We start from the raw sequence: 23,156 nt of genomic DNA, 5'->3' as shown, positions 1-23,156 counted from the left end.
CATGACCCATTCGCCTGGAGCCATCCCTAGGCGTTGGGGCGGCGGAGAGGCAACCCGATGGACGGGCGGCGACCCGAGGTCACCCCACCAGGTCGCGCACGGCGAGGGGCGCGCCGGCGTCGGTCTCGATCGCCATGTCGTGCTCGCCGGCGGCGTTGCGGAAGACGCGGTAGACGATGCGCTCGTCGATCTCGTTGCCGTCGCGGAAGGTCAGCACCTTCGGGCTGATGGCGGCGACGTCCTCGAACAAGCCCCATTCGGACGAGGCGATAATCACCTCGTCGCCGATCTGGCAGGTGCGCGCCGCGGCGCCGTTGAGGATGCAGCAGCGCGAGCCGGGGTCGCCATAGAGCACGTAGGTCGAGAGCCGGGCGCCCGACATCTTGTTCCAGATCTCGACGAACTCCAGCGGCTCGAGCCCGGCGGCGCGGCAGAGCTCCGCGTCGATCGTGATCGAGCCGTGGTAGTTCAGGTCCGCGCCGGTGACGCGGAGCCCGTGCAGCTTGGCGCGGACGAAGCGCTGCATCGTCAGGCCGCGGCGGCCTTGGCGACGGCTTGGAGCGGCTCGGCCTCCATCACCTCCTCCACCGTCCGCAGGCCCGGACGCGGGGAGTTCACCAGCACCGCCATGTTTCCGGGAGCGTGCTGGTTCTTCCACATCTTGGTGTGGGCCTTCGGGATGTCGGCGAAGGTGAACACTTCCGACATGCAGGGATCGACGCGGCGGTCGAGCACAAACTTGTTCGCGGCCGAGGCCTGCTTCAGATGCGCGAAGTGCGAGCCCTGGATGCGCTTCTGCCGCATCCAGACGTAGCGGGCGTCGAAGGTGATGTTGAAGCCGGAGGTGCCGGCGCAGAACACCACCATGCCGCCGCGCTTCACCACCAGGCAGGAGACCGGGAAGGTCGCCTCGCCTGGATGCTCGAACACCATGTCGACGTCGTTGCCCTTGCCTGTGATCGCCCAGATCGCCTTGCCGAAGGCGCGCGCTTCCTTGGTCCAGGCGTGGAACTCCGGCGAGTTCACCTTCGGAAGCTGGCCCCAGCAGTCGAAGTCCTTGCGGTTGATCACGCCCTTGGCGCCGAGGCCGAGCACATAGTCGCGCTTGGACTCGTCGGAGATGACGCCGATGGCGTTCGCGCCCGAGGCCGCGATCAGCTGCACCGCGAACACGCCGAGGCCGCCGGAGGCGCCCCACACCAGCACGTTGTCGCCCGGCTTCAGGCTGTGCGGCGCGTGGCCGAACAGCATGCGGTAGGCGGTGGCCAGCGTCAGCGTGTAGCAGGCGGCCTCTTCCCAAGTGAGGTGCTTCGGCCGCGGCATGAGCTGGCGCGACTGCACCCGGCAGAACTGGGCGAAGGAGCCGTCCGGCGTCTCGTAGCCCCAGATACGCTGGGACGGAGAGAACATCGGATCGCCGCCGTTGCACTCCTCGTCGTCGCCGTCGTCCTGGTTGCAGTGAATGATGACCTCGTCGCCCACCTTCCAGCGCTTCACCTTGGAGCCGACCGCCCAGACGATGCCGGAGGCGTCTGAGCCGCCGATGTGGATCGGAAGCTTGTGGACGTCGAGCGGGGAGACGGGCTCGCCGAGCGACGCCCAGACATGGTTGTAGTTGACGCCGGCCGCCATGACGTAGACCAGCACCTCCTCCTCGCCGATCTCCCAGACGGGCACGACCTCGAGCTCGTTGGCGCTTTCGGGCGGGCCGTGGCGCTCCTTGCGCACGACCCAGGCGTACATGTTCGCCGGCACGTGGCCGAGGGGCGGGACTTCGCCCAGCTCGTAAAGGTCTTTGCGCTCGGAGGAAGAGGCCATGTTCTCGTCTCTCGCAATCAAGAGAAAACCGTTCGATCCGCCGCGCAATATGACGCCGGCTCGAAAGGACGCAATGCGACGATGGCCTCATGTTGCGGCGCCAGATAGTCTAACGCCCGCGCCGCGCTAGTTTCGGCGCAATGCGGGAACAAGCCCCGCGGAACGCCTCAGGAGCGCGCCATGGAAGTCTTCGCCGGATACGGAATCCTCGCCATCCTGCTGATCGGCGGCGTCGCCGGATGGCTCGCGGGCCTTGTGGTCCGCGGCTACGGGCTCGGAATCATCGGCAACGTGATCGTCGGCATCCTCGGCGCGGTGATCGGCGCCTGGCTGCTGGCGAGGCTTGGAATTTTCGTCGGCCCCGGCGTGCTCGGCCAGATCATCGGCGCCACCATCGGCGCGATCGTTCTTCTGCTTATCATCGGGTTGTTCCGGCGCGCCTGACCGAAAGTCTGCTCGACGATCGGCCCATTGCGGCGCAGCATCGCTGGGCTAAAGACTGTCGCGGGCGGAGCGACCGCCTGCGACGAGGCGAGGCGAGCGCGGATCTATGGCGGACAAACCCTGGCTGATCCGGACCTATGCGGGCCATTCCACGCCTGCGGAGTCCAACCGGCTGTACAAGTCGAACCTCGCCAAGGGACAGACCGGCCTCTCGGTCGCCTTCGACCTGCCGACCCAGACCGGCTACGACCCCGACCACATCCTCTCGCGCGGCGAGGTCGGGAAGGTCGGCGTGCCCGTCTCCCATCTCGGCGACATGCGGGCGCTGTTCGACGGCATCCCGCTCGCCCAGATGAACACCTCGATGACGATCAACGCGACGGCGGCCTGGCTGCTGGCGCTCTACGCCGCGCTGGCCGAGGAGCAGGGCGCCGACAAGGCCGCGCTCAACGGCACGACGCAGAACGACATCATCAAGGAGTATCTGTCGCGCGGGACCTACGTGTTCCCGCCGGCCCCGTCGCTCCGGCTGATCCGCGACGTCATCACCTTCACCACGGCGGCGATGCCGAAGTGGAACCCGATGAACGTGTGCTCCTACCACCTGCAGGAGGCCGGCGCGACGCCGGTGCAGGAGCTCGCCTATGCGCTCGCGACCGGGATCGCGGTGCTCGACGAGGTCAAGGCGACCAATCCGAGCGAGGAGGTGTTCGCCCAGACGGTGCAGCGCATCTCGTTCTTCGTGAACGCCGGGATGAAGTTCATCACCGAGATCGCGAAGATGCGCGCCTTCGTCGACCTCTGGGACGAGATTACGCGCGACCGCTACGGCGTGACCGACGCCAAGAGCCGCCGCTTCCGCTACGGCGTGCAGGTCAATTCGCTCGGCCTGACCGAGCCGCAGCCCGAGAACAACGTCTACCGCATCCTGATCCAGACGCTCGCCGTGACGCTGTCGAAGGACGCGCGCGCCCGCGCCGTGCAGCTCCCCGCATGGAACGAGGCGCTCGGCCTGCCGCGGCCGTGGGACCAGCAATGGTCGCTGCGCGCCCAGCAGATCCTGGCCTACGAGACCGACATCCTCGAATACGCCGACATCTTCAACGGCTCCGAGGTCATGAACGCCAAGGTCGAGGCGCTGAAGCAGGAGGCGCGCGCCGAGCTCGCCCGCATCGACGAGATGGGCGGCGCGATCGCCGCGGTGCAGTCCGGCTACATGAAGGGCCGGCTGGTGGAGTCGAACGCCCGGCGGCTCGCGGCGATCGAAAGCGGCGAGCAGATCGTCGTCGGCGTCAACCGCTGGCGGGAGACCGAGCCCTCGCCGCTGTCGACCGGATCGGGCTCGATCCAGACCGTGCCGGAAAGCGTCGGACAGGAGGCGATCGAGCGGCTGAACGCCTGGCGCGCGCAGCGGGACGCCAAGGCGGTGGAGAAGGCGCTGGCCGACCTCGCCGCCGCCGCCAGGGAAGACCGCAACATCATGGAGCCGTCGATCGCCGCGGCGAAGGCCGGCGTCACCACCGGCGAGTGGGGCCAGACCCTGCGCGACATCTTCGGCGAGTTCCGCGCGCCGACCGGCGTCGGCCGCGCCGTCCGTCCGGACGCCGGCGGCGAGGAGATCGAGCGCGTGCGCAAGGAGGTCGAGGCCGCCTCGGACCGCCTCGGGCGCCGCCTGAAGCTGCTGGTCGGCAAGCCCGGCCTCGACGGCCATTCCAACGGCGCCGAGCAGATCGCGGTGCGCGCGCGCGACTGCGGCTTCGAGGTCGTCTACGAGGGCATCCGCCTGACGCCCGCCGAGATCGTCAACGCGGCGCTGGAAGAGGGCGTCCACGTCGTTGGCCTGTCGATCCTGTCCGGCAGCCACGTGCCGCTGGTCCGCGACGTGCTGGAGCGCATGCGCGCGGAAGGCATCGACGACGTGCCCGTGATCGTCGGCGGCATCATCCCGCCGGAGGACGAGACGCAGCTCAAGGCGATGGGGGTCGCGGCGGTCTACACGCCGAAGAACTTCGACCTGACCCGGATCATGGCCGACATCGTCCGCATCGCCGAAACCGCGCACAAGGAAGCGGCGTAAGCGGGCCGGGTCGCCTTCACCCTCAGCGCCGTCCTTATCCCGGCCTTGAGCCGGGACCCAGAATCCCGACGTTCGGCGCCCGCCCGCGCGCGGGCCCCCCATACTCGCAGCAGAGGTTGGCGTGTCTGGGTCCCGGCTCAAGGCCCGGACAAGATGAGGACGCTGTTCCGCGTCACTCCGCCGGAAGCGGCCGCGGCCGGCGATCGTCGTCGATCGCGACGAAGGTGAAGGTGGCCTCGGTCACCCGCTGCAGGTCGTCGCCCTCGCGCGGGCGGCGCCACGCCTCGATGTGGATGCGGATCGAGGTCCGCCCGCGGTTCACCACCGTCCCGTAGAAGCTGACCTCGTCGCCCACCAGCACCGGGCTCAGGAACGTCATCTGGTCGACCGCGACGGTGGCGCAGCGGCCGCGGGCGACGCGGGCGGCGACGTTGCCCGCGGCGAGGTCCATCTGCGCCATCAGCCAGCCGCCGAAGATGTCGCCCGCGGGGTTGGTGTCCGCGGGCATCGCGATCGTGCGGATGACCGGCGCGCCGGCAGGAGGCTGTTCCGCGCTCAAGACAACCCTCGCCCGAAGTTCAACTTTAGTTGAATTCCGATGTAGCAGCAGCCGCCCCGCTGCGCGACCAAATTCAGCGCCGGGGGCCGGCTTTCCGGATGCGCACATAGAGCGCGCCGACCCCGCCATGGACCGCGTCGGCCGTCTCGAAGCCGACCACGACGGAGCGCGCCGCCGGCGACGACAGCCACATCGGCACCGAGCGCCGCAGGACCCCGCGCTCCGGACCGAACCAGTCGCCGCCGTCTTCCGGCCGCCCCTTGCCCGTGATCACCAGCACGACGCGGCATCCGCCGGCCTGCGCGCTGGCGAGGAACGCGGCCAGCCGGCGGTGCGCCTCGTCCTGCCTCAGCCCGTGGAGATCGATGCGCGCGTCGATGGCGACGACGCCGCGGGTCAGGCGGCGGCGCAGCTTCGGCTCGAGCGGCGCGAGCGGCGGCGGGGCGGGAACCTTGGGCGCGGCGACGCCCCGCGGAGCCGCGGCGGCGGGGGGTGGCTTGGGCTCCGCCGCGGGTTTTGCCGCGGCCTCGACCGGCGGCGCCGGTTCGGGCTCCGGCGGGCGCGGCGCGAGCGGACGAACGGTCTTCGCGACCGCGTCCCACAACGCCCGCTCGCCCTCGCTCAGGCGGCGGGGGCGCCGGAAGCCGCGCCCGGTCATTGGTCCCGCCCGGACTCGCGCGGGATCAGCGCGAAGAAGCCCGTCTGTTCGCGCATGCCGCCGGCGATCGCGCCGGCGTCATCTCCTGAGCCGGCGAAATAATCGCCGCGCGCCTGTCCCAAGATCGCCGAACCGGTGTCCTGCGCGATCGTCAGCCGCCGGATCAGCCCGCCGCCGACCGTCGAGGGGAACCGGCCCTCGATCCAGAACGGCAGGCCGTAGGCCCAGAGCTGCCGGTCGACCGCGATGCTGCGGCCGGCGGTCAGCGGCGCGGCCTGCGCGCCGCGCGGGCCGTCCTCCGGCCGCAGCGCGTCGTCGACGCGGAAGAAGATGTAGGAGCGGTTCTCTCGCATGATGGCGCGGCCCTCGGCCGGACGCGCGGCGAGCCAGGCGCGCAAGGCCTGCATGGAGGCGACGTCCTTCGCCATCTCGCCCCGCTGCACCAGCAGCCGGCCGATCGGGGTGAACGGCTGGCCGTTGCGCCCGGCATAGGCGATGCGCACGATCCTTCCGTCGGGCAGCCGCACCCGCGTCGAGCCCTGGATGTGCACGAAGAAGGCGTCGACCCGCGACAGCCAGACGAGCGGCCGGGCGCGGGGCCCGAGCGCGCCGTCCTCGATCTCGGCGCGGGTCGGATAGGGCTCGAACCGTCCGCCGACCTGGCGCGCCGCCGTGAGGTTGTCGGGCACGCCGTCCGGCCGCGCCGCGCCGTCGGCGAGATCGACGAGATCGTCGGGCCGGGCGAGCAGCGGCGTGTCGAAGGTTTCGGTGCGTGTGAGCGCGCCCGCCGCCTCCGGCTCGTAGTAGCCGGTCAGGATCCCGCGCCCGGCGCGCACCGGCCGGAACCGCGTCTCGAAGAAGCGCCGCGCGTCCTCGGCCGTCGCTGGCGCGTCCTGCCCGAGCGCGTCGCGGCAGATCGGCTCGAGCGCGGGCGGCGGCGGCAGCGCGGCCCGCAGCGGCGGAACCCGGTCGATGAGGGCGCGGCAGGACTTTTGGAACGCGCCGAAGGCCGCGAGGTGGTCGTCCGCGGCCCAGCCGTCGAGCTCGGAATAGGCGACCGGCTCCAGCCCGTCGCCGATCTCCGCCCGCGGCGAGCCCGCGAACCACAAGCCGGCGAGGGCGGCCGCGACGACGGCGACGGCCGCCTTGGTGCGCGGAGCCATCCCCCGCCCCGAGGCCGCGGTCAGACCGCTTCGGTCGAGATCAGGCGCCAGTTCGGATCGCGGGAATTGATGTCGCGCGCGAAGGTCCAGACGTCGACGATGTCGACGATCGCGGTCGGATCGCCGTCGATCACCGTTCCGTCGCGGTCGCGGGTGGCGTTGATCAGCTTCGACACGAAACGCACGGTGAGCTGGGCGCTGCGGCCCACGACCTCGGCGCCGGTGAACTCGGCCTTCTCGATCGAGACGAAGTTCGATTCGACCGTCTCGCCGCGGCTCTCGCGCTCGGCGATCGCGGCGCTGAAATTGTCGAACACGTCCTTGGCGAGCAGCGGCTTCAGCGTCTTGCGGTCGCCGGCGGCGAAGGCGGTGACGATCATCTCGTAGGCGGCGCGGGCGCCGGTCAGGAACTGGCGGGCGTCGAAGCCGCGCTCGGCGGCCGCGATCTCGTCGAGGCCGCGCGCGACTGGGCTGTCCGGCGCCGCGACGCCGGCCCAGCGGTCGGCCGCAGGCTCGGCGGCGACCTCCGCCTCCCGGGCGGGATCGGACGGACGCTGCGGCAGATGCGTCACGTTGTCGGCTGGCGCGTCCGGCGCCGGCTGCGGCGAGCGCGGCGCGATGTCGGGACGCCGTTCGTTGCCCGTGCGCGTGCCGAGGACCGAGCGCAGGCGGACGAAGATGAACACGGCCAACACCAGAATGATGATCGTGTAGATGTCGAAGCCTTCGCTGCTCATCGGGTCTCGCGCTCGTGTGGCCTTGGCCGGCGGAGCCGCCGGCGCTTTCTATATGTGACGTCCGGCCGTTTCGATCCAGTCGCGCGGGGCGAATGCGACGACGTGACGGAGACGTGAGCCCGCAGGCCACGGAATCGTGCGAACGGCGGGAACCTTGGCGACTGGCCGAGGCGTTCCCACATGACGGATCGCGGCCCTTCCGCACAAGGACCCTCACGGACACGTCATGCCTCGACTTCTCGGACTTCTTCTCGCGCTTCCGGTGCTGGAGATCGTCGCCTTCGCGCTCGTCGCGTCGATGATCGGCGTCGGCAAGGCCATCCTGCTGCAGGTGGCGTTCTCCGCCATCGGCATCGCGATGCTCGGTTCGTTGATCACGGAAGCCCGCACCGAACTCAAGCGCGGCGGTCGGCTCACGACGCTGGCGCTCGACGGCTCCAGGGGCATGCGCGGCCTCGCCGGCCTGCTGTTCGCCGTTCCGGGCTTCATCACCGATGCGATCGCCGTGGCGGCGCTGGTGCCCGAGTTCCGCGGCCGCATCCGTCGGCTGTTCGCAGGCCCGCAGGTTCCGGCCGAAGCGCGCCCCCGCGCCGCGGCCCGTCCCGCAGGCGACGCCATGGTCGACCTCGACGCGCGCGAATGGCGCGAGGTCGAGCCGGCGCGACGCCCCGGCGCCTGAGGTCGTCCTACGACGGAAGACGGAGTCGGACGTCCGGCTCCGCAGGGTCCCGCGCGCTTGCCGCCTCGCGCGCCGCCATGGTACGCCGCCGCGTCTGAAACGCGGCTTGGTCGATCGGCCGGTCGAACTCATCACCGCCAGCGAGAGACCACCGACATGGCGAACACCAACGGCGCTCCGGATCCCAGCAAGCTGCCCGCGATCAACGTCCTCGCGCAGTACGCCAAGGACCTCTCCTTCGAGAACCCCAACGCGCCTCGCTCGCTCGCGCCGCGCCAGGGCTCGCCCAACATCGAGATCAAGGTCAACGTCAACGCGCGCAAGGTCGGCGACGCCGACTTCGAGGTCGAGCTCGCGATCGAAGGCCAGGCCAAGGACGGCGACGCCCAGATCTTCCGGGTCGACCTCTCCTACGGCGGCGTGTTCCGCGTGGTGAACATCCCCGAGGAGCAGCTCCATCCGGTCGTGATGATCGAGTGCCCGCGGCTTCTGTTCCCGTTCGCGCGCCAGATCGTGGCGGACGCCGTGCGCAACGGCGGCTTCCCGCCGCTGATGATCGACCCGGTCGACTTCGCCGCGCTCTACCGCGCCCGCGCCGAAGAGGCCGCCGCCCTGCAGGAGCAGGCGGGCGCTCCGAACTGAGCATGACGGCGTCCCGGTCCGCGGGAAGCGCGGGCCGGGCTCGCGCCTAAGTCGGTCTTAGAGAAGGCGCCGAGCGCCAGCGCGGAGATGGATGGTCCGGTCAAGCCGGACCATGACGGCGGGGCGGTAAGTGAGGGCGCTGGCCTCACTCCGCCGCGACGGCGTCCGGCGCCACGAGATATTCCCGCCAGATCGGCTCGCTCCCGAAGGTCGCGATGAACGCGAGGTGCTCCTCGACGTCCTTCGCCGACAGCCGCGGGGCGAGCGGCGTCGGGCGCGGGGCGAGCTTCTCGCGCGCCCCCATGCCGCGGCCGTCGAGCGGCGATAGGCCAAGCGAAGCCTGACGGCCCCCGAGCAGCTCCAGATAGACTTCCGCCAGGATTTCGCTGTCGAGCAGCGCGCCGTGCTTGGTGCGGCGCGAATTGTCGATGCCGTAGCGCTGGCATAGCGCGTCCAGCGAGTTCGAGCCGCCGGCGTTCTTGCGCCGCGCCAGCGCCAGCGTGTCGATAACGCGGTAATTGCCGATCTCGGGCTTGCCGACGCGCTTCAGCTCGGCGTTCAGGAAGCCGACGTCGAAGGCGGCGTTGTGGATGACGAGCGCGTCCTCATCGATGAAGGCGAGGAACTCGTCGACCACATCCGCGAACACCGGCTTGTCCGCGAGGAATTCTGACGACAGCCCGTGCACGCGGAACGCCTCCTCGGGCATGTCGCGCTCGGGATTGATGTAGATGTGGCAGTGCGATCCGGTCGGAATCCGGTTCAAGAGCTCGACGCAGCCGATCTCGACGATCCGGTCGCCCCTCAGCGGGTCGAGGCCTGTCGTTTCGGTGTCGAGCACGATCTCGCGCATTCGTGTCAGTCCTTCGGGCGGTCGTTGAGGCCGGCGAGCAGAGCGCGCACCTGCTCGCGCGCCGCCTCCACCCCGCGCGAGGTGTCGATCACCACGTCGGCGCGGGCGCGCTTCTCGGCGTCCGGCGTCTGGCGCGCGAGCACGGCTCGGAACGTCTCCTCGGTCATTCCCGGTCGCTCCAGAACTCTGCGCCGCTGCTCCTCGGCGCCGGCGCTCACCACCGCGACGAGATCCACGTCGCCAACGCGGCCGCTTTCGAACAGCAGCGGGATGTCCAGCACCACGGCTCCGGCGCCGCCGGCCCGTCGCGCAGCCAGAAACTCGGCCTCGGCCGCACGCACCAGAGGATGGACGATCCCTTCCAGCTTAGCGAGCGCTTCGGGCTTTCCGATGACCCTCGTCCCCAGCTCCTTGCGGTCGACCACGCCGTCGCGGGTCACGCCGGGGAACGCCGCCTCGACCAGCGGCGCCGCGGCGCCGGAGTAGAGCGCGTGCACGGTGGCGTCGGCGTCGTGCACGGGAACGCCCTCCTCCGCGAACAGCCTCGCGGTGGTGGACTTGCCCATGCCGATCGAGCCGGTGAGGCCGATGACGATCACCGTTCAGCCCCCGATGTCCGCCACGACCAGCGCGCGCAGTTCCGGGGTCACGTCGGGCCGCACGCCGAACCAGCGTTCGAAGCCCGGCGCCGCCTGGTGCAGCAGCATGCCGAGGCCGTCCACCGTCCGGAGCCCGCGGGCGCGGGCGTCCGCCAGGAACGGCGTTTCGAGCGGCACGTAGATGAGATCGGTCGCCACCGCCCGCTCCGGCAGCTCGCCGAGATGGACCTCCAGCGCGCCCTTTCCCGCCATGCCGAGAGAGGTGGCATTCACCACGAGGTCGGCGTCCGGAAGGAAGCGCCACAGATCGTCGAGCCCGCCGGCGACGCCCGCCCGGCCTGCGAGCGGGGCGATCGCCTCCGCCTTCTCGCGCGTGCGGTTGACCACGGCGACACGCTCGAAGCCCCGCGTCCCGAGGGCGTGCACCACCGCCCGCGCCGCTCCTCCTGCGCCGATGACCGCCGCGAGCTTCCGCTCTCCCTCCCAGCCCGGCGCCGCCTCGTCGAGATTGGCGACGAAGCCGACGCCGTCGGTGTTGCCGCCAACCAGACGGCCGTCCTCGAACCACAGCGTGTTCACCGCCCCGAGATCGGCGGCGCTGGCGTCCGCCTCGTCCACGAGCCGGAACGCGGCCTCCTTGTGCGGCACGGTGACGTTGCCGCCGACGAAACCGGCGCCGCCAAGGCCGCGGACGAAGCTTTCGAACTCGGCCGGCGCGATCTCGGCCCGCTCGTAACCCCCGGCGAGGCCGTAGGTCGCCAGCCAGTGGTTGTGGATCAAAGGCGAGCGCGACTGGCTGACCGGCCAGCCGAGCACGCAGGCGCGGGGGAAACCGCTCACGCCGCGACCGCTTTCGCCCGGCGGAGCGCCGCGAGCAGCGGCAGCAGCGGCAGGCCGAGGATCGTGAAGAAGTCGCCCTCGACGCGCTCGAACAGATTCGCGCCGACGCCCTCGAACTGGTAGCCGCCCACGCTGGTCCGCGCGCCCTCGCCCGCCGCGTCGAGGTAGCTCTCGATGAACGTCTCCGACAGGGTCCGCATCGTCAGCCGGGCTTCGTCGACCTCGGTCCAGAGCGCGACCCCGTCCATGGCGAGCGCGACGCCGGAGGACAGCGTGTGCGTGCGCCCGGACAGACGCGCGAGCTGGCGGCGCCCGGCCTCGCGATCCGCGGGCTTGGTGAAGCGCTCGGAGCCGAGCGAAAGCGTCTGGTCCGCCCCGACCACGAGCCGGCCGGGCGCCTTGAGCGAGACATTGACGGCTTTCGCCGCGGCGAGCGCGCCGGCGACGTTGGCGGGCGTCGCGCCGTCTCCGGTCAGCTCCGCCTCAACCGCGCGCTCGTCGATGTCGGCCGGCGTCGTCTCGACGGCGAGCCCGGCGTCGCTCAGCACCTTGGCGCGGATCGCGCTCTTCGACGCGAGCAGCAGCGGAGACGACGGCAACCAAAGGGTCATGAACGGGTCCGGATCAGAGAAACCAAACGCAGGCGGCGGAGCGCGGGTCAGGTGGTGGCGATCGACTCGGCGAAACGCTTCGCCCGGTGCTCGGTCAGCATCGCGATCACGGCGGCCGCGGTCTCCTCGATCGACCGCCGCGTCACGTCGATGGTCGGCCAGCCGTGCCGGGCGCAGAAGCGGCGGGAGGCGTTGAGCTCGGCCGCGACCGCTTCCGGGTCCACATAGGAGCCGTCCTGGAGCCGGCCGGGCATGGCGCCCTCAAGCCCGAGCACCCGGTTGTGGCGGATGGCGACGATCCGCTCGGGCGAAGCCACCAGCCCGACGATCAGCGGCTTCCGCAGGCCCTGCAGCCCGGGCGGCGGCGGAAGATCGGGGATGAGCGGGATGTTCGCGGTCTTCACCCCGCGATTCGCCAGATAGATGGAGGTCGGAGTCTTCGAGGTCCGGCTGACGCCGAGCAGCACCACGTCGGCGTCGCCGAGGTCGTCGGCGTACTGCCCGTCGTCATGGGCCATGGTGTAGTTGAGGGCGTCGATGCGCTTGAAATAGTCCGCGTTCAGCACGTGCTGCGCGCCCGGCAGCTTGTTCTGCTCGGCCCCGAGATAGGACCGGAGCAGGGTGAACACCGGCTCCAGCACCGAGAGGCAGGGGCAGCCGAGCTCGCGGCAGCGGGCCTCCAGCGTCCCGATCAGCTCCTCGTCCACCAGCGTGTAGAGCACGATGCCGGGCTCGTCGGCGATCTCGCCCAGCACCCGGTCGAGCTGTCGGGACGAGCGCACCAGCGGATAGACGTGCTCCAGGCTCGCGACGTCGGCGTATTGCGAGGCGGCGGCGCGGGCGACCGCGACCAGCGTTTCGCCGGTGGAGTCCGAGACGAGGTGGAAATGGAACGAACGGCGGTCCGGCGGCATGGGGCGGAACGGGCTTTCGCAAGCGGAGGAACCGGACGCGCGGAGCGGCGTTCGGACGGTGGCGGGCCGTGTGTGGAGCGGTGGACGACTGTGGATGATCCGGCCGCCGCGCTCGGGCTCACGCCGACTTTCGCCGAGACGGCCGAAATCATCAACACCGCTCGCATCCGGGACGGCGCCGGAGGTCGTTCGCGTGGAAATGGTGAAGAACTCGTTAACGCCCTGCTGGACGAGCGCCCGCCACAGGTCTTAACGGATGGTTAACGCGGGCCAAGATGTGGGCGGCTTGTGGACATGCCGGAACGGCTGTAATGCCCACCCCTAGAAAAAGAAGCAGAAGAGTCGATTCTAGAATCTAGAGAGGAGCAGGGCCGGTGGGCGGTGCTGTGATGAACCGGTCGGCGACCTCCGCCGCAGGCGCCGAATCCCGCTTCCTGAAAGCGCTCTCCGGCGAGGTCCAGACGGTTCCTCCCGTTTGGCTCATGCGCCAGGCCGGCCGCTATCTGCCGGAGTATCGCGAGCTTCGCGCCCGGGCCGGCAGCTTCCTCGATCTCTGCTACACGCCGGAGTTCGCGACCGAGGTCACGCTGCAGCCGATCCGGCGCTTCGCGCTCGACGCCGCGATCCTGTTCTCCGACATCCTCGTCGTGCCACACGCGCTCGGGCAGGAGGTCCGCTTCGTCGAAGGCGAGGGGCCGCGGCTCGACCCGGTGGCGTCGCTTTCCGAGTTCGCGCGGCTCCGCGAGGAGATCGACCTCGGCTTCCTCGCGCCGGTCTATGAGACCGTGGCGCGGGTGCGGGCCGCGCTCGACCCGGAGGTCGCGCTGATCGGCTTCTGCGGGGCCCCCTACACCGTCGCGACCTACATGGTCGGCGGCCGCGGCGGCGACGAGCAGGCCGCCGCCCGCAAGCTCGCCTACCGCGAGCCCGAGACGTTCCAGGCGCTGATCGACCGGCTGGTCGAGGCCTCCGTCGCGCATCTGCTGGCGCAGGTCCGGGCGGGCGCGCAGGCGGTTCAGGTGTTCGACAGCTGGAGCGGCGACCTGCCGCCGGCCGAGTTCGCGCGCTGGTCGACGGAGCCGATACGCGCGATCTGCGCCAAGGTGAAGGCGGCGGCGCCGGAGGTGAAGCTCATCGCCTTCGCCCGCGGCGCCGGCGCGAAGCTCGCCGATTTCGCCGCCGCCGTCCCGGCCGACGCCTTCGGGCTCGCCACCGCCGAGAACCGGATCGCCGCGCGCGCCGCCGTGCCGGCGGGCGTCGCGCTGCAGGGCAACGTGGACCCGATCGCGCTGGTCGCGGGCGGCGCGGCGCTGGACGCGGCCGTGGACGGCGTTCTGGCCGATCTCGGCCACGGGCCCCTGATCGTGAACCTCGGCCACGGCGTGCGGCAGGAGACCCCGCCGGAGCATGTCGCCCAGATGGTCGCGCGGGTGCGGCGAGGCTGACCCTCGACGCGCGGTCGCCTAAGGCCTAAGGACCTGGCGATGGACCTTTACCCCTGGATCAAGGCGCTCCACGTCGTCGCGGTGATCGCGTGGATGGCGGCGAGCCTCTATCTGCCGCGGCTGTTCGTCTACCATTCCATGGAGCCCGTAGGGTCTCCGACCTCCGAGACCTTCAAGGTGATGGAGCGCCGCCTGCTTAAGGCGATCGCGACGCCCGCCATGATCGTGACTTGGTTCGCGGGCCTCGCGCTGCTGTGGCTCGGCGGCTGGGGCGGTTCCGGCTGGCTGCACGGCAAGATCGCGCTGGTGCTGGCGCTGTCCGGCTTCCACGGCGCCATGTCGCGTTGGGTCAAGGATTTCGCGGCCGACCGCAACCGGCGCTCGACCCGGTTCTTCCGCATCGCGAACGAGGTCCCCACGCTGCTCATGGTCGCGATCGTCGTACTTGTGATCGTGAAGCCTTTCTAATCTCGCGCGGTCCGGCCGAATTCGCGCAGCCGCCTCTTGTCGCGGCCGCCGCGAATGGGTTAAGACGGTTGCGTTCCCACGCAGAGTCCAGGCGTTCGGTCCAGTCCAGCGGCCGGACAAACCCGCCTGCGGATACATGCCCGCCATTCGGCGAACGGCATGACGGCGAATGAGCGGCGACGTTTCGGCGCCGCGCGCCGGAAGCGCCTGAACTGATCCCCCTCCACGCGACTGCTCTCCGACCACCGCTTCCCGTCGGATTCAATCTCCCGAAGGCTCACGATGCCCGAAGTCAGGCTTTCCGATCTCAAGGCCAAGTCGCCGACCGAAATCCTCGTCCAGGCGGAGGAGCTCGAGGTCGAGAACGCCAGCACGCTGCGCAAGCAGGAGCTGCTGTTCGCGATCCTCAAGCAGCTCGCCGCGCGCGAGACCGACATCATCGGCGTCGGCGTGGTGGAGGTGCTGCAGGACGGCTTCGGCTTCCTGCGCTCGCCGGACGCCAACTATCTGCCCGGCCCCGACGACATCTACATCTCGCCCTCCCAGATCCGCCGGTTCTCGCTTCGCACCGGCGACACGGTGGAGGGCCAGATCCGCAGCCCGAAGGACGGCGAGCGCTACTTCGCGCTTCTCAAGGTCAACACGATCAACTTCGACGACCCGGAGAAGGTCCGGCACAAGGTCCATTTCGACAATCTGACGCCGCTCTACCCGGACGAGCGGCTGAAGATGGAGATCGACAATCCGACCAAGAAGGACATGTCGACCCGCGTGATCGACATCGTCGCGCCGCTCGGCAAGGGCCAGCGCGCTCTGATCGTGGCGCCGCCGCGCACCGGCAAGACGGTCATGATGCAGAACATCGCGACCGCGATCGCCGCCAACCATCCCGAGTGCTACCTCATTGTGCTGCTGATCGACGAGCGGCCGGAGGAGGTGACCGACATGCAGCGCTCGGTGAAGGGCGAGGTCATCTCCTCCACCTTCGACGAGCCGGCCCAGCGCCACGTGCAGGTCGCCGAGATGGTGATCGAAAAGGCCAAGCGCCTCGTCGAGCATGGCCGCGACGTCGTCATCCTGCTGGACTCGATCACCCGTCTCGGCCGGGCGTACAACACCGTGGTGCCCTCGTCCGGCAAGGTGCTGACCGGCGGCGTGGACGCCAACGCGCTGCAGCGCCCGAAGCGCTTCTTCGGCGCGGCGCGCAACATCGAGGAAGGCGGCTCGCTGACGATCATCGCGTCCGCCCTGATCGACACCGGCAGCCGCATGGACGAGGTGATCTTCGAGGAGTTCAAGGGCACCGGCAACTCCGAGATCATCCTGGACCGCAAGGTCTCGGACAAGCGCACCTTCCCGGCGATGGACATCACCCGCTCGGGCACGCGCAAGGAAGAGCTCATCGTTCCGGCCGACACCCTCAAGAAGATGTATGTGCTCCGCCGCATCCTGAACCCGATGGGCACCGTCGACGCGATGGAGTTCCTGCTGGACAAGCTGCGGTCGACGAAGACCAACGCCGACTTCTTCGAGTCCATGAACACCTGATCGGGCCTCCGGCGCGTCATCCCGGACGGCCGTAAGGCCGAGCCGGGATCGTTCTCCGGAGAAGACGCCACTGCGGAGTCTCATTTTTGGGGCGATCCCGGCTGTCCGCTCCGCTGCGGCCGGGATGACGGCTTGTCGGAAGCTTGCGGCCATGCTCCAGATGCGCTCATGGCGGCTCTGAGTTCCTTCGGTCGGCTGATCGCGGCATGTCTCGTCGGCGCCGCCCTGCTGCTGGCCGCGACGCCGGTCAGGGCTGAACTCTCGTTCCCGCCCTTCTCCGGCTACGTCGTCGACCAGGCCGACATCCTGCCGCCCGAGGCCGAGGCGGCGCTCACCGAGAAACTCAAGACGTTTCAGGACACGACCGGCCGCCAGCTCGCGGTCGCGACCGTGCCGTCGTTGCAGGGGACCTCGGTCGAGGATTTCGCCAACCGTCTGTTTCGGGCCTGGGGGCTCGGCGACAAGGCGCGCAACGACGGCGCGCTGCTGCTGGTGGCGCCGAACGACCGCAGGGTCCGGATCGAGGTCGGCTATGGGCTCGAGGGCGAACTCACCGACGCGGTCTCGCGCCTCATCATCGAGAACGCTATCCTGCCGCGCTTCCGCGCCGGCGATTTTCCCGGCGGCGTCATCCGCGGCGCGGACGACGTCATGGCGGTGTTCTCCGGCCATTCCGACGACTACAAGGCGCGCGCCGCCGCGCTCGAACGCGAGGACGAGACCGCATCGCTGATCTCGGCCGCGATCACCGTCTGCTTCATCCTCTTCTTCCTCTACGTGTTCTGGCGCGCGATCCGGAGCGGCGGAAGCGGCGGCGGCCGTCGCCGTCGCGCCGCGCCGTGGATCATCGGCGGACCGCCGATGGGCGGCGGCTCCTGGTCCGGCGGATCGTCGTCGGGCGGCGGGTTCTCCGGCGGGGGAGGCGGCTCCTCGGGCGGCGGCGGGGCCTCGGGCGGATGGTGACGCAGCCGGCTCTGTCCCCCGCCGACCGTGACCGGATCACGGCGGCCGTGCGCGCCGCGGAAGCGCGCACCTCCGCCGAGATCGTGGTGGTGGTCGAGACCGCGCCCTGCGAGGAGGCCGACGCCACCGTCGCGCTGATCGCCGCGGGCGGCGTCGCGATCGCGGCCGCCGGTCCGCTCGACTGGCTGGGCCTGCGGCTCGAGGCGATCGTGATCGGGCAGGCGCTCGTGTTCGCGTTGCTCGCGGCGCTGGCCTCGTCGTCAAGGGTTCGCCGCGCGCTTCGCGTCGGACGCATCGCCGCCCACAGTGCGGCCCATCGCGCCGCCGAGCAGGCCTTCGACGACCTCGGCCTCGGCCGCACGCTGGGGCGCACCGGCGTCCTGCTCCATGTCGCGGCAGCCGACCGGCGGGTCGAGGTCATCGCCGATTCCGGCGTGCACGACGCCGTCGCGCCGGAGACATGGCGCGAGGAAGTGGCGCTGGTGGTCGAGGCGGCGCGGGAAGGGCGGATCGCGGACGGGATCGTCGCCGCGGTGGCGCGCTGCGGCGAGGCCCTCGCCGACGCCCTGCCGCCGCAGCCCGGCGTCGGCGACGAACTGCCGGACGAACCGATCGTCCGCTGACGACGCCTGCGCCTCCAAATCGTCATGCCGACGCATGCGGCGGCCTGCGGGTTCGGGCGCGTTCCTCGCGCCGGCAGGTTCGGTACTGGCTCGCTCTCCGCCTGATCCTTCGTCATGGTCCGCCTCGACCGGACCATCCATCTCCGACGCGGAGCGTGACGTAGACGATGGGTCCTCCGGAAGCCGAAGGACGACGACGCGCGTTCGGCGCGTCTCTCATCCAGCCGGATTTCGCATTCGCAGCGCCGTCCCGAGCGCCGGGACCGCAGGCCGCCGGGTCGCATCTTTACGGAGCGCGACGCTTCCGCTATGAAATGCGAACGAACGTTCGCTCTCACTGGGATATCCGCCTTGAACGACATGAGCCCGGTGATCGGCCCGCGCGCGCGCCGGCAGCAGGACCAGCGGCGGCGGATTCTCGACGCGGCGGTGACGTGCTTCGCGCAAGGGGGCTTCCACGCCACCGGCATGCAGGCGATCTGCGCCGAGGCCGGCATGAGCCCGGGCGCGCTCTACCGCTACTTCCCGTCGAAGGAAGCCATCATCGAGGCGATCGTCGAGCGCGACCGCGCCGAGGCGCCGGCGATGCTGGCGCCGTTGCTTGAGGCCGACGACGTGGTCGGCGCGCTGGTGCAGGCGGGCAGGGATTTCCTGACCGGCAACCTGCAGACCGGCGGCATGCCGATCTTCATCGAGCTCTGCGCCGAAGCCGCGCGCAATCCGCAGGTCAACGCCATCACGCAGCGCTGCGAAGGCGAGATCCACGACCTGCTCGTCCGGGTGATCCAGCGCGGCCAGACGCTCGGGCAGGTCGATCCCGCCCTCGACGCGGCGGCGGCCGTGCGCCTACTGTCATCGCTCGCGGACGGCCTCCTTCTGCGCATGGGCCTGGAGGGGATCGCCGGCGTGGACGATCTGCTGGTCATGTTCGAGCGCGCGGTGCGCAGCTTCCTCGCCGCGCCTGCGGGGGCTCTGCGATGAACGCGCCGATGCGCCCGCGCCCGTCCGGCCAGCCAATGTCCGAGACGGCGCACGCCCCTCCGCCCGTTCGACGGCGGCGGCGATGGCCTTGGCTCGTGCTCGGCCTCGCCGTGGCGGTGGGGGCGGCCTTCCTGCTCAAGGACGAGTTCGCCCGCTACGCCGCCGAGCGGCAGACGCCGTCGCAAGCGGCCGAGTCCGCGGCGCCGGCGGCGAAGCCGATCTCCGTGACGGTCGCCATCGCCGCGCGGCGCGAGATCGCGCAGATCGAGACCGTCACCGGCACGCTCGTCGCCCGCGACGACGTGCTGGTGAGCCCGCAGATCGACGGGCTGAGGCTTGACGAATACCTCGTCGACGTCGGCGACCAGGTCGCCCAGGGCCAGGTGTTGGCGCGGCTTGATCGCGACATGCTGGAGACGCAAGCGCTCCAGAACGCCTCCGCGATCGCCAAGGCCGAAGCCGCCATCGCGCAGGTGGAGGCCGCCATCGCCGAGGCCGAGGCTTCGCAGGTGGAGGCGATCGCCGCGCTGAAGCGCGCCGAGCAGCTTCGGAGCTCGGGCAACGTCACCGGCGAGACGCTGCAGGCGCGCCAGACCGCGTCGGAGGTGGCCGCGGCGCGGGTGCGGGCGCAGAGGCAGAACCTCAAGGTGGCGCAGGCCGACAAGGCGCTGGCGGAGGCGCAGGGGCGCGAGATCGCGCTCAGGCTCGCCCGCACCGAGGTGAGGGCGCCGACCGCCGGCGTGGTGGCGAGCCGCACCGCGCGGGTCGGCCAGATCGTCGGCATGGGCGGAGAGCCGCTGTTCCAGATCGTGCGCGACGGCGAGATCGAGCTGAAGGCGGAGGCGACGGAGACGCGCCTTCACGCGATCAGCGCCGGCCAGCCGGCCTGGGTCATGGCGGCGGGATCGCCGAAGCCGTTCGAGGGCCGGGTGCGGCTGGTGGAGCCGACCGTCGACGCGGCGACGCGGCTCGGCGTCGTCCGCGTCGCGCTGCCGGTCGACGGCGTGCTGCGGCCGGGCCTGTTCGCGCGGGGCCGGATCGAGACCGCGCGCCGCCAGGGCGTGACCGTGCCGCAGTCCGCCGTGCTCTACGGCGCCGACAGCGCGATCGTGCAGGTGGTGACGGACGGCGCGGTGTCCGAGCGCCGGGTCACGCTCGGCCTGCAGGACGGCGACGGCGTCGAGATTCTCGAAGGCGTCTCCGCCGGCGAGGCGGTGATCGCCCGCGCCGGCGGCTTCCTGCGCGACGGCGACCGCGTGGCGCCGGTCGAGGCGCAAGGCGTGTCGGCCTCGGCGAGGAACTGACGGCGATGGCGCTCAACGTCTCAGCTTGGTCGATCCGCAAGCCGATCCCGCCGCTGGTGCTGTTCGTGGTGCTGACGGCGATCGGCCTGTTCTCGTTCGCGTCGCTGCCGGTGACGCGGATGCCCAACATCGACCTGCCGCTTGTCTCCGTCACGATCACGCAGACCGGCGCGGCGCCGACCGAGCTCGAGCTGCAGGTGACGAAACGCGTCGAGACCGCCGTCGCGGGGCTCGCGGGCGTCAAGCACATCACCTCGTCGATCAGCGACGGCGTCTCGCTGACGATGGTCGAGTTCCAGCTCGAGACCGAGGTCGACCGCGCGGTCAACGACGTCCGCGACGCCGTCACCAAGATACGCAGCGAACTGCCGCAGTCGATCGAGGAGCCGCTGATTCAGCGCATCGACGTCGAAGGCATGGCGATCGCGACCTACGCCGCCTACGCGCCGGCGATGTCGCCGGAGGAGCTGAGCTGGTTCGTGGATGACCGCATCGTCCGCGTGCTGCAGGGCGTGCGCGGCGTCTCGCAGGTGAGGCGCGAGGGCGGCGTCGACCGCGAGATCCGGGTGGCGCTCGATCCGGCCCGGCTTCAGGCGCTGGGAGTCACCTCGGCGGACGTCAACGCGCAGCTCCGCGCCACCAACGTCGATCTCGCGGGCGGCCGCGGACAGGTCGGCACGCAGGAGCAGACGGTGCGTACGCTCGCCGGCGCGCTGACCGTGGAGCGGCTCGCGGCCACGCGGATTTCGCTCCCCGGCGGGCGCGAGGTGCGGCTGTCCGACCTCGGCACGGTGCGCGACGGCGCCGCCGAGCCGCGCGCCGCGGCCCGTCTTGACGGCAAGCCGATCGTCTCCTTCGGCATCTACCGCGCCAAGGGCTTTTCGGACGTGGTGGTGGCGGAAGCGGCGCAGAAGAAGCTCGACGAGTTCGCCGCGGCGCATCCCGAGGTGGCGCTCACGCTGATCGACACCACGGTCCGCTACACCAAGGCGGACTATGAGAGCGCCATGCACACGCTGATCGAGGGCGCGGCGCTCGCGGTCGTGGTGGTGTTCCTGTTCCTGCGCGACTTCCGGGCGACCCTGATCTCCGCGCTTGCGATCCCGCTGTCGATCCTGCCGACCTTCTGGGTGATGGACGCGCTGGGTTTCTCGCTCAACGGCGTCAGCCTGCTCGCGATCACGCTCGTCACCGGCATCCTGGTCGACGACGCGATCGTGGAGATCGAGAACATCGTCCGCCACATGCGCACGGGCAAATCCGCCTACCGCGCCTCGATCGAGGCCGCGGACGAGATCGGCCTCGCGGTGGTCGCGACCACCGCCACCATCATCGCGGTGTTCCTGCCCGTGAGCTTCATGGGCGGCATCGCGGGGCAGTACTTCAAGCAGTTCGGCATCACCGTCGCGGTTGCGGTCGCGTTCTCGCTGCTGGTCGCGCGGCTCATCACGCCGCTGCTCGCGGCCTATTTCCTGCGCGACCACGAAGCGCAGGAGGAGCGCGACGGGCTGATCATGCGCTTCTACACGCGGCTGCTGGCCTGGTCGGTGCGGTGGCGCTTCGTGACGGTCGGGGCCGGCGTCGCGCTGTTCGTGGGGTCGATCATGCTGGCGGGCCTGCTGCCCTCCGGCTTCCTGCCGGAGAACGACACCTCGCGCTCGATCCTGAAGATCGAGCTGCCGCCGGGCTCGACCCTCGCCCAGTCGGAGGAGGTGGGCCAGCGCATCACCGCCCTGCTGAAGGCGCGGCCCGAGGTCGCCTCGGTCTACGCCGCGATCGGGTCGGAGGCGGCCGGCGGCATGGCCGTCGCGACCGGCGAGGTGCGCAAGGGCGTGCTGATCATCAACCTCAAGCCCCGCTCCGAACGCGACCTGACCCAGAAGCGGTTCGAGGCCACGATCCGCGACGACCTCGCGAAAATCCCCGACATCCGCACCAATTTCGGCAATGACGGCGGCCAGCGTGATTTCTCGCTGATCGTGTCCGGCGCGGACGGCGAAGCGGTGGAGAAGGCGGCGGTCGAGCTCGAGAAGCAGACGCGGGCGTCTGTGCCCGGCCTGCTCAACGTGGTCTCGACCGCGGCGATCGACCGGCCCGAGATCCGCATCGTTCCCAAGCTCGACGAGGCGGCGATGCTCGGCGTCTCCGTCGCGCAGATCGCGGAGACGGTGCGCATCGCCACCATCGGCGACATCGAGCAGAACCTCGCCAAGTTCTCGGCCGTCGACCGGCAGATCCCGATCCGGGTGCAGCTCGACGAGGCCGCCCGCACGGACATCTCGACCTTCGAGAACCTGCGGGTGCGGCGCGACGCCGGCGGCAGCGTGCCGCTCTCCGCGGTGGCGGAGGTGAGCTTCGGCAAGGGCCCGACCAGCCTCGACCGCTACGACCGCGACCGCCGCGTCGCGCTCGAGGGCGACCTCGCGCCGGGCGTCGCCCTCGGAACCGCGCTCGAGGCGGTGAAGGCGCTGCCGGCCGCCAAGAACCTGCCAGAAGGCGTGACGCTGAAGGAGTTCGGCGACGTCGAGATCATGAACGAGGTGTTCTCCGGCTTCGCGATCGCCATGGCGGCCGGCGTGCTGCTGGTGTTCGCGGTGCTGGTGCTGCTGTTCGCCGACGTGGTGCAGCCGGTGACGATCCTGATGTCGCTGCCGCTGTCGATCGGCGGCGCGTTCGTCGCGCTGCTGATCACCGGCAATTCGGTCAGCCTGCCGGTCGTCATCGGCTTCCTGATGCTGATGGGCATCGTCACCAAGAACGCCATCCTGCTGGTGGACTTCGCGATCGAGGAGATCGCGCGCGGCGTGGACCGAACGGCGGCGCTGGTCGACGCCGGCCGCAAGCGCGCCCGGCCGATCGTGATGACCACGGTCGCGATGGCCGCGGGCATGGTGCCCTCGGCGCTTGCGCTCGGCGAGGGCGGCGCGTTCCGCGCGCCGATGGCGATCGCGGTGATCGGCGGCCTGCTGGCCTCGACCGTGCTCAGCCTCGTGTTCGTGCCGGCGGTCTTCACCATCATGGACGATCTCCGCCGGATCTTCGTCCGCGTCTTCGGCCGTTTCGTCGGCCCGACGGACGAGCCCGGCGATGAGGCCGCCGCCGAAGCGCCCCCGAGGCTGCGCGCCGCGGAGTAGGCGGGGGCCGTCTTCGCGCCGGCTGATCTGGGGTCGAAGCGGGGCGTCGATTGCGATCGTCGCTCCCCCTCACCCGGAGGGCGTAAGCCCTCCGGG

The 23,156-nt window shown here is 70.6% G+C and carries 23 protein-coding genes; 12 read left to right on the top strand and 11 right to left on the bottom strand.

All coding sequences use genetic code 11. The features are described from left to right. Nucleotides 1–79 precede the first annotated feature (79 nt). Entirely contained in the window at nucleotides 80–526 is a 447-nt protein-coding gene (gene panD / locus PKE78_RS16680; protein ID WP_271202060.1) for an aspartate 1-decarboxylase, read from the bottom strand. Nucleotides 527–528: 2 nt separating this feature from the next. After that, entirely contained in the window at nucleotides 529–1,818 is a 1,290-nt protein-coding gene (ccrA, locus tag PKE78_RS16675) for a crotonyl-CoA carboxylase/reductase (RefSeq protein WP_271202059.1), read from the bottom strand. Nucleotides 1,819–1,998: 180 nt separating this feature from the next. Here ccrA and PKE78_RS16670 point away from each other — a divergent pair, with 180 nt between their 5' ends. Both PKE78_RS16670 and PKE78_RS16665 read left to right on the top strand, forming a co-directional pair. Further along, nucleotides 1,999–2,262 (top strand): GlsB/YeaQ/YmgE family stress response membrane protein, encoded by a 264-nt coding sequence (locus tag PKE78_RS16670; protein ID WP_271202058.1) that lies wholly within the window; start codon nucleotides 1,999–2,001, stop codon nucleotides 2,260–2,262. Between the two features lie 55 nt (nucleotides 2,263–2,317). Further along, nucleotides 2,318–4,339, top strand: coding sequence for a protein meaA (locus PKE78_RS16665; RefSeq protein ID WP_271202116.1), 2,022 nt, complete (start codon nucleotides 2,318–2,320; stop codon nucleotides 4,337–4,339). A gap of 172 nt (nucleotides 4,340–4,511) precedes the next feature. Here PKE78_RS16665 and PKE78_RS16660 read toward each other — a convergent pair whose 3' ends face one another. The 4 genes from PKE78_RS16660 to PKE78_RS16645 all read right to left on the bottom strand — a co-directional run bounded on the left by PKE78_RS16660 (nucleotide 4,512) and on the right by PKE78_RS16645 (nucleotide 7,456). Next, nucleotides 4,512–4,847, bottom strand: a complete 336-nt coding sequence (locus PKE78_RS16660) for an acyl-CoA thioesterase (RefSeq protein WP_271202115.1) — start codon at nucleotides 4,845–4,847, stop codon at nucleotides 4,512–4,514. A gap of 124 nt (nucleotides 4,848–4,971) precedes the next feature. Beyond that, the gene (locus PKE78_RS16655; protein WP_271202057.1) at nucleotides 4,972–5,556 is read right to left on the bottom strand and encodes a Smr/MutS family protein; all 585 of its coding nucleotides are present in this window, start codon (nucleotides 5,554–5,556) and stop codon (nucleotides 4,972–4,974) included. After that, nucleotides 5,553–6,719 carry a murein transglycosylase A gene (gene mltA, locus PKE78_RS16650; RefSeq protein ID WP_271202056.1) on the bottom strand — a complete coding sequence of 389 codons (1,167 nt, stop codon included), beginning with the start codon at nucleotides 6,717–6,719 and terminating at the stop codon, nucleotides 5,553–5,555. Before mltA ends, PKE78_RS16655 begins: the two co-directional genes overlap by 4 nt. Nucleotides 6,720–6,739: 20 nt before the next feature. Further along, complete coding sequence (locus PKE78_RS16645; protein WP_271202055.1) at nucleotides 6,740–7,456, bottom strand: Tim44/TimA family putative adaptor protein; 717 nt, start codon at nucleotides 7,454–7,456, stop codon at nucleotides 6,740–6,742. A gap of 226 nt (nucleotides 7,457–7,682) precedes the next feature. Between PKE78_RS16645 and PKE78_RS16640 the strand changes: the two genes are divergently transcribed. Then, complete coding sequence (locus PKE78_RS16640) at nucleotides 7,683–8,135, top strand: FxsA family protein (protein ID WP_271202054.1); 453 nt, start codon at nucleotides 7,683–7,685, stop codon at nucleotides 8,133–8,135. Between the two features lie 156 nt (nucleotides 8,136–8,291). Then, the gene (gene secB, locus PKE78_RS16635; protein WP_271202053.1) at nucleotides 8,292–8,777 is read left to right on the top strand and encodes a protein-export chaperone SecB; all 486 of its coding nucleotides are present in this window, start codon (nucleotides 8,292–8,294) and stop codon (nucleotides 8,775–8,777) included. A gap of 145 nt (nucleotides 8,778–8,922) precedes the next feature. Here secB and dnaQ read toward each other — a convergent pair whose 3' ends face one another. The 5 genes from dnaQ to PKE78_RS16610 are packed head-to-tail and all read right to left on the bottom strand — an operon-like array spanning nucleotide 8,923 to nucleotide 12,594. Continuing rightward, nucleotides 8,923–9,630 (bottom strand): DNA polymerase III subunit epsilon, encoded by a 708-nt coding sequence (gene dnaQ / locus PKE78_RS16630; RefSeq protein WP_271202052.1) that lies wholly within the window; start codon nucleotides 9,628–9,630, stop codon nucleotides 8,923–8,925. Between the two features lie 5 nt (nucleotides 9,631–9,635). Further along, the gene (gene coaE / locus PKE78_RS16625) at nucleotides 9,636–10,229 is read right to left on the bottom strand and encodes a dephospho-CoA kinase (protein WP_271202051.1); all 594 of its coding nucleotides are present in this window, start codon (nucleotides 10,227–10,229) and stop codon (nucleotides 9,636–9,638) included. A gap of 3 nt (nucleotides 10,230–10,232) precedes the next feature. Continuing rightward, complete coding sequence (locus PKE78_RS16620; RefSeq protein ID WP_271202050.1) at nucleotides 10,233–11,069, bottom strand: shikimate dehydrogenase; 837 nt, start codon at nucleotides 11,067–11,069, stop codon at nucleotides 10,233–10,235. Further along, a complete protein-coding gene (locus tag PKE78_RS16615; protein ID WP_271202049.1) occupies nucleotides 11,066–11,680 on the bottom strand; it encodes a Maf family protein in 615 nt (204 codons plus the stop codon). The genes PKE78_RS16620 and PKE78_RS16615 overlap by 4 nt, the downstream gene beginning before the upstream one ends. A 47-nt stretch (nucleotides 11,681–11,727) precedes the next feature. Further along, nucleotides 11,728–12,594: a pyruvate, water dikinase regulatory protein gene (locus PKE78_RS16610; protein WP_271202048.1), complete on the bottom strand. Its 867-nt coding sequence runs from the start codon at nucleotides 12,592–12,594 to the stop codon at nucleotides 11,728–11,730. A gap of 389 nt (nucleotides 12,595–12,983) precedes the next feature. On the opposite strand from PKE78_RS16610, the gene hemE reads away from it, so the two are divergent. From hemE to PKE78_RS16570, 8 genes are all read left to right on the top strand, one after another. After that, nucleotides 12,984–14,039 (top strand): uroporphyrinogen decarboxylase, encoded by a 1,056-nt coding sequence (gene hemE / locus PKE78_RS16605; RefSeq protein ID WP_271202047.1) that lies wholly within the window; start codon nucleotides 12,984–12,986, stop codon nucleotides 14,037–14,039. Nucleotides 14,040–14,078: 39 nt separating this feature from the next. Next, the gene (gene hemJ / locus PKE78_RS16600) at nucleotides 14,079–14,507 is read left to right on the top strand and encodes a protoporphyrinogen oxidase HemJ (RefSeq protein ID WP_271202046.1); all 429 of its coding nucleotides are present in this window, start codon (nucleotides 14,079–14,081) and stop codon (nucleotides 14,505–14,507) included. 282 nt (nucleotides 14,508–14,789) lie between these two features. Continuing rightward, complete coding sequence (rho, locus tag PKE78_RS16595) at nucleotides 14,790–16,055, top strand: transcription termination factor Rho (protein WP_271202045.1); 1,266 nt, start codon at nucleotides 14,790–14,792, stop codon at nucleotides 16,053–16,055. A 168-nt stretch (nucleotides 16,056–16,223) separates the two neighbouring features. After that, on the top strand, nucleotides 16,224–17,018 hold the full coding sequence (locus tag PKE78_RS16590; RefSeq protein ID WP_271202044.1) for a TPM domain-containing protein: 795 nt from the start codon (nucleotides 16,224–16,226) through the stop codon (nucleotides 17,016–17,018). Further along, nucleotides 17,012–17,641, top strand: a complete 630-nt coding sequence (locus PKE78_RS16585) for a TPM domain-containing protein (protein WP_271202043.1) — start codon at nucleotides 17,012–17,014, stop codon at nucleotides 17,639–17,641. The genes PKE78_RS16590 and PKE78_RS16585 overlap by 7 nt, the downstream gene beginning before the upstream one ends. Before the next feature lie 360 nt (nucleotides 17,642–18,001). Then, nucleotides 18,002–18,622 carry a TetR/AcrR family transcriptional regulator gene (locus PKE78_RS16580; RefSeq protein ID WP_271202114.1) on the top strand — a complete coding sequence of 207 codons (621 nt, stop codon included), beginning with the start codon at nucleotides 18,002–18,004 and terminating at the stop codon, nucleotides 18,620–18,622. Next, nucleotides 18,619–19,926 carry an efflux RND transporter periplasmic adaptor subunit gene (locus PKE78_RS16575; protein WP_428981287.1) on the top strand — a complete coding sequence of 436 codons (1,308 nt, stop codon included), beginning with the start codon at nucleotides 18,619–18,621 and terminating at the stop codon, nucleotides 19,924–19,926. The genes PKE78_RS16580 and PKE78_RS16575 overlap by 4 nt, the downstream gene beginning before the upstream one ends. Before the next feature lie 5 nt (nucleotides 19,927–19,931). Then, complete coding sequence (locus tag PKE78_RS16570; protein ID WP_271202041.1) at nucleotides 19,932–23,060, top strand: efflux RND transporter permease subunit; 3,129 nt, start codon at nucleotides 19,932–19,934, stop codon at nucleotides 23,058–23,060. Nucleotides 23,061–23,156: the final 96 nt, after the last annotated feature.

Origin of the sequence: Methylopila turkensis (assembly GCF_027922325.1) — a bacterium.
GTDB lineage: Bacteria > Pseudomonadota > Alphaproteobacteria > Rhizobiales > Methylopilaceae > Methylopila > Methylopila turkensis.
This window is presented reverse-complemented; position numbering and strand designations above follow the sequence as displayed.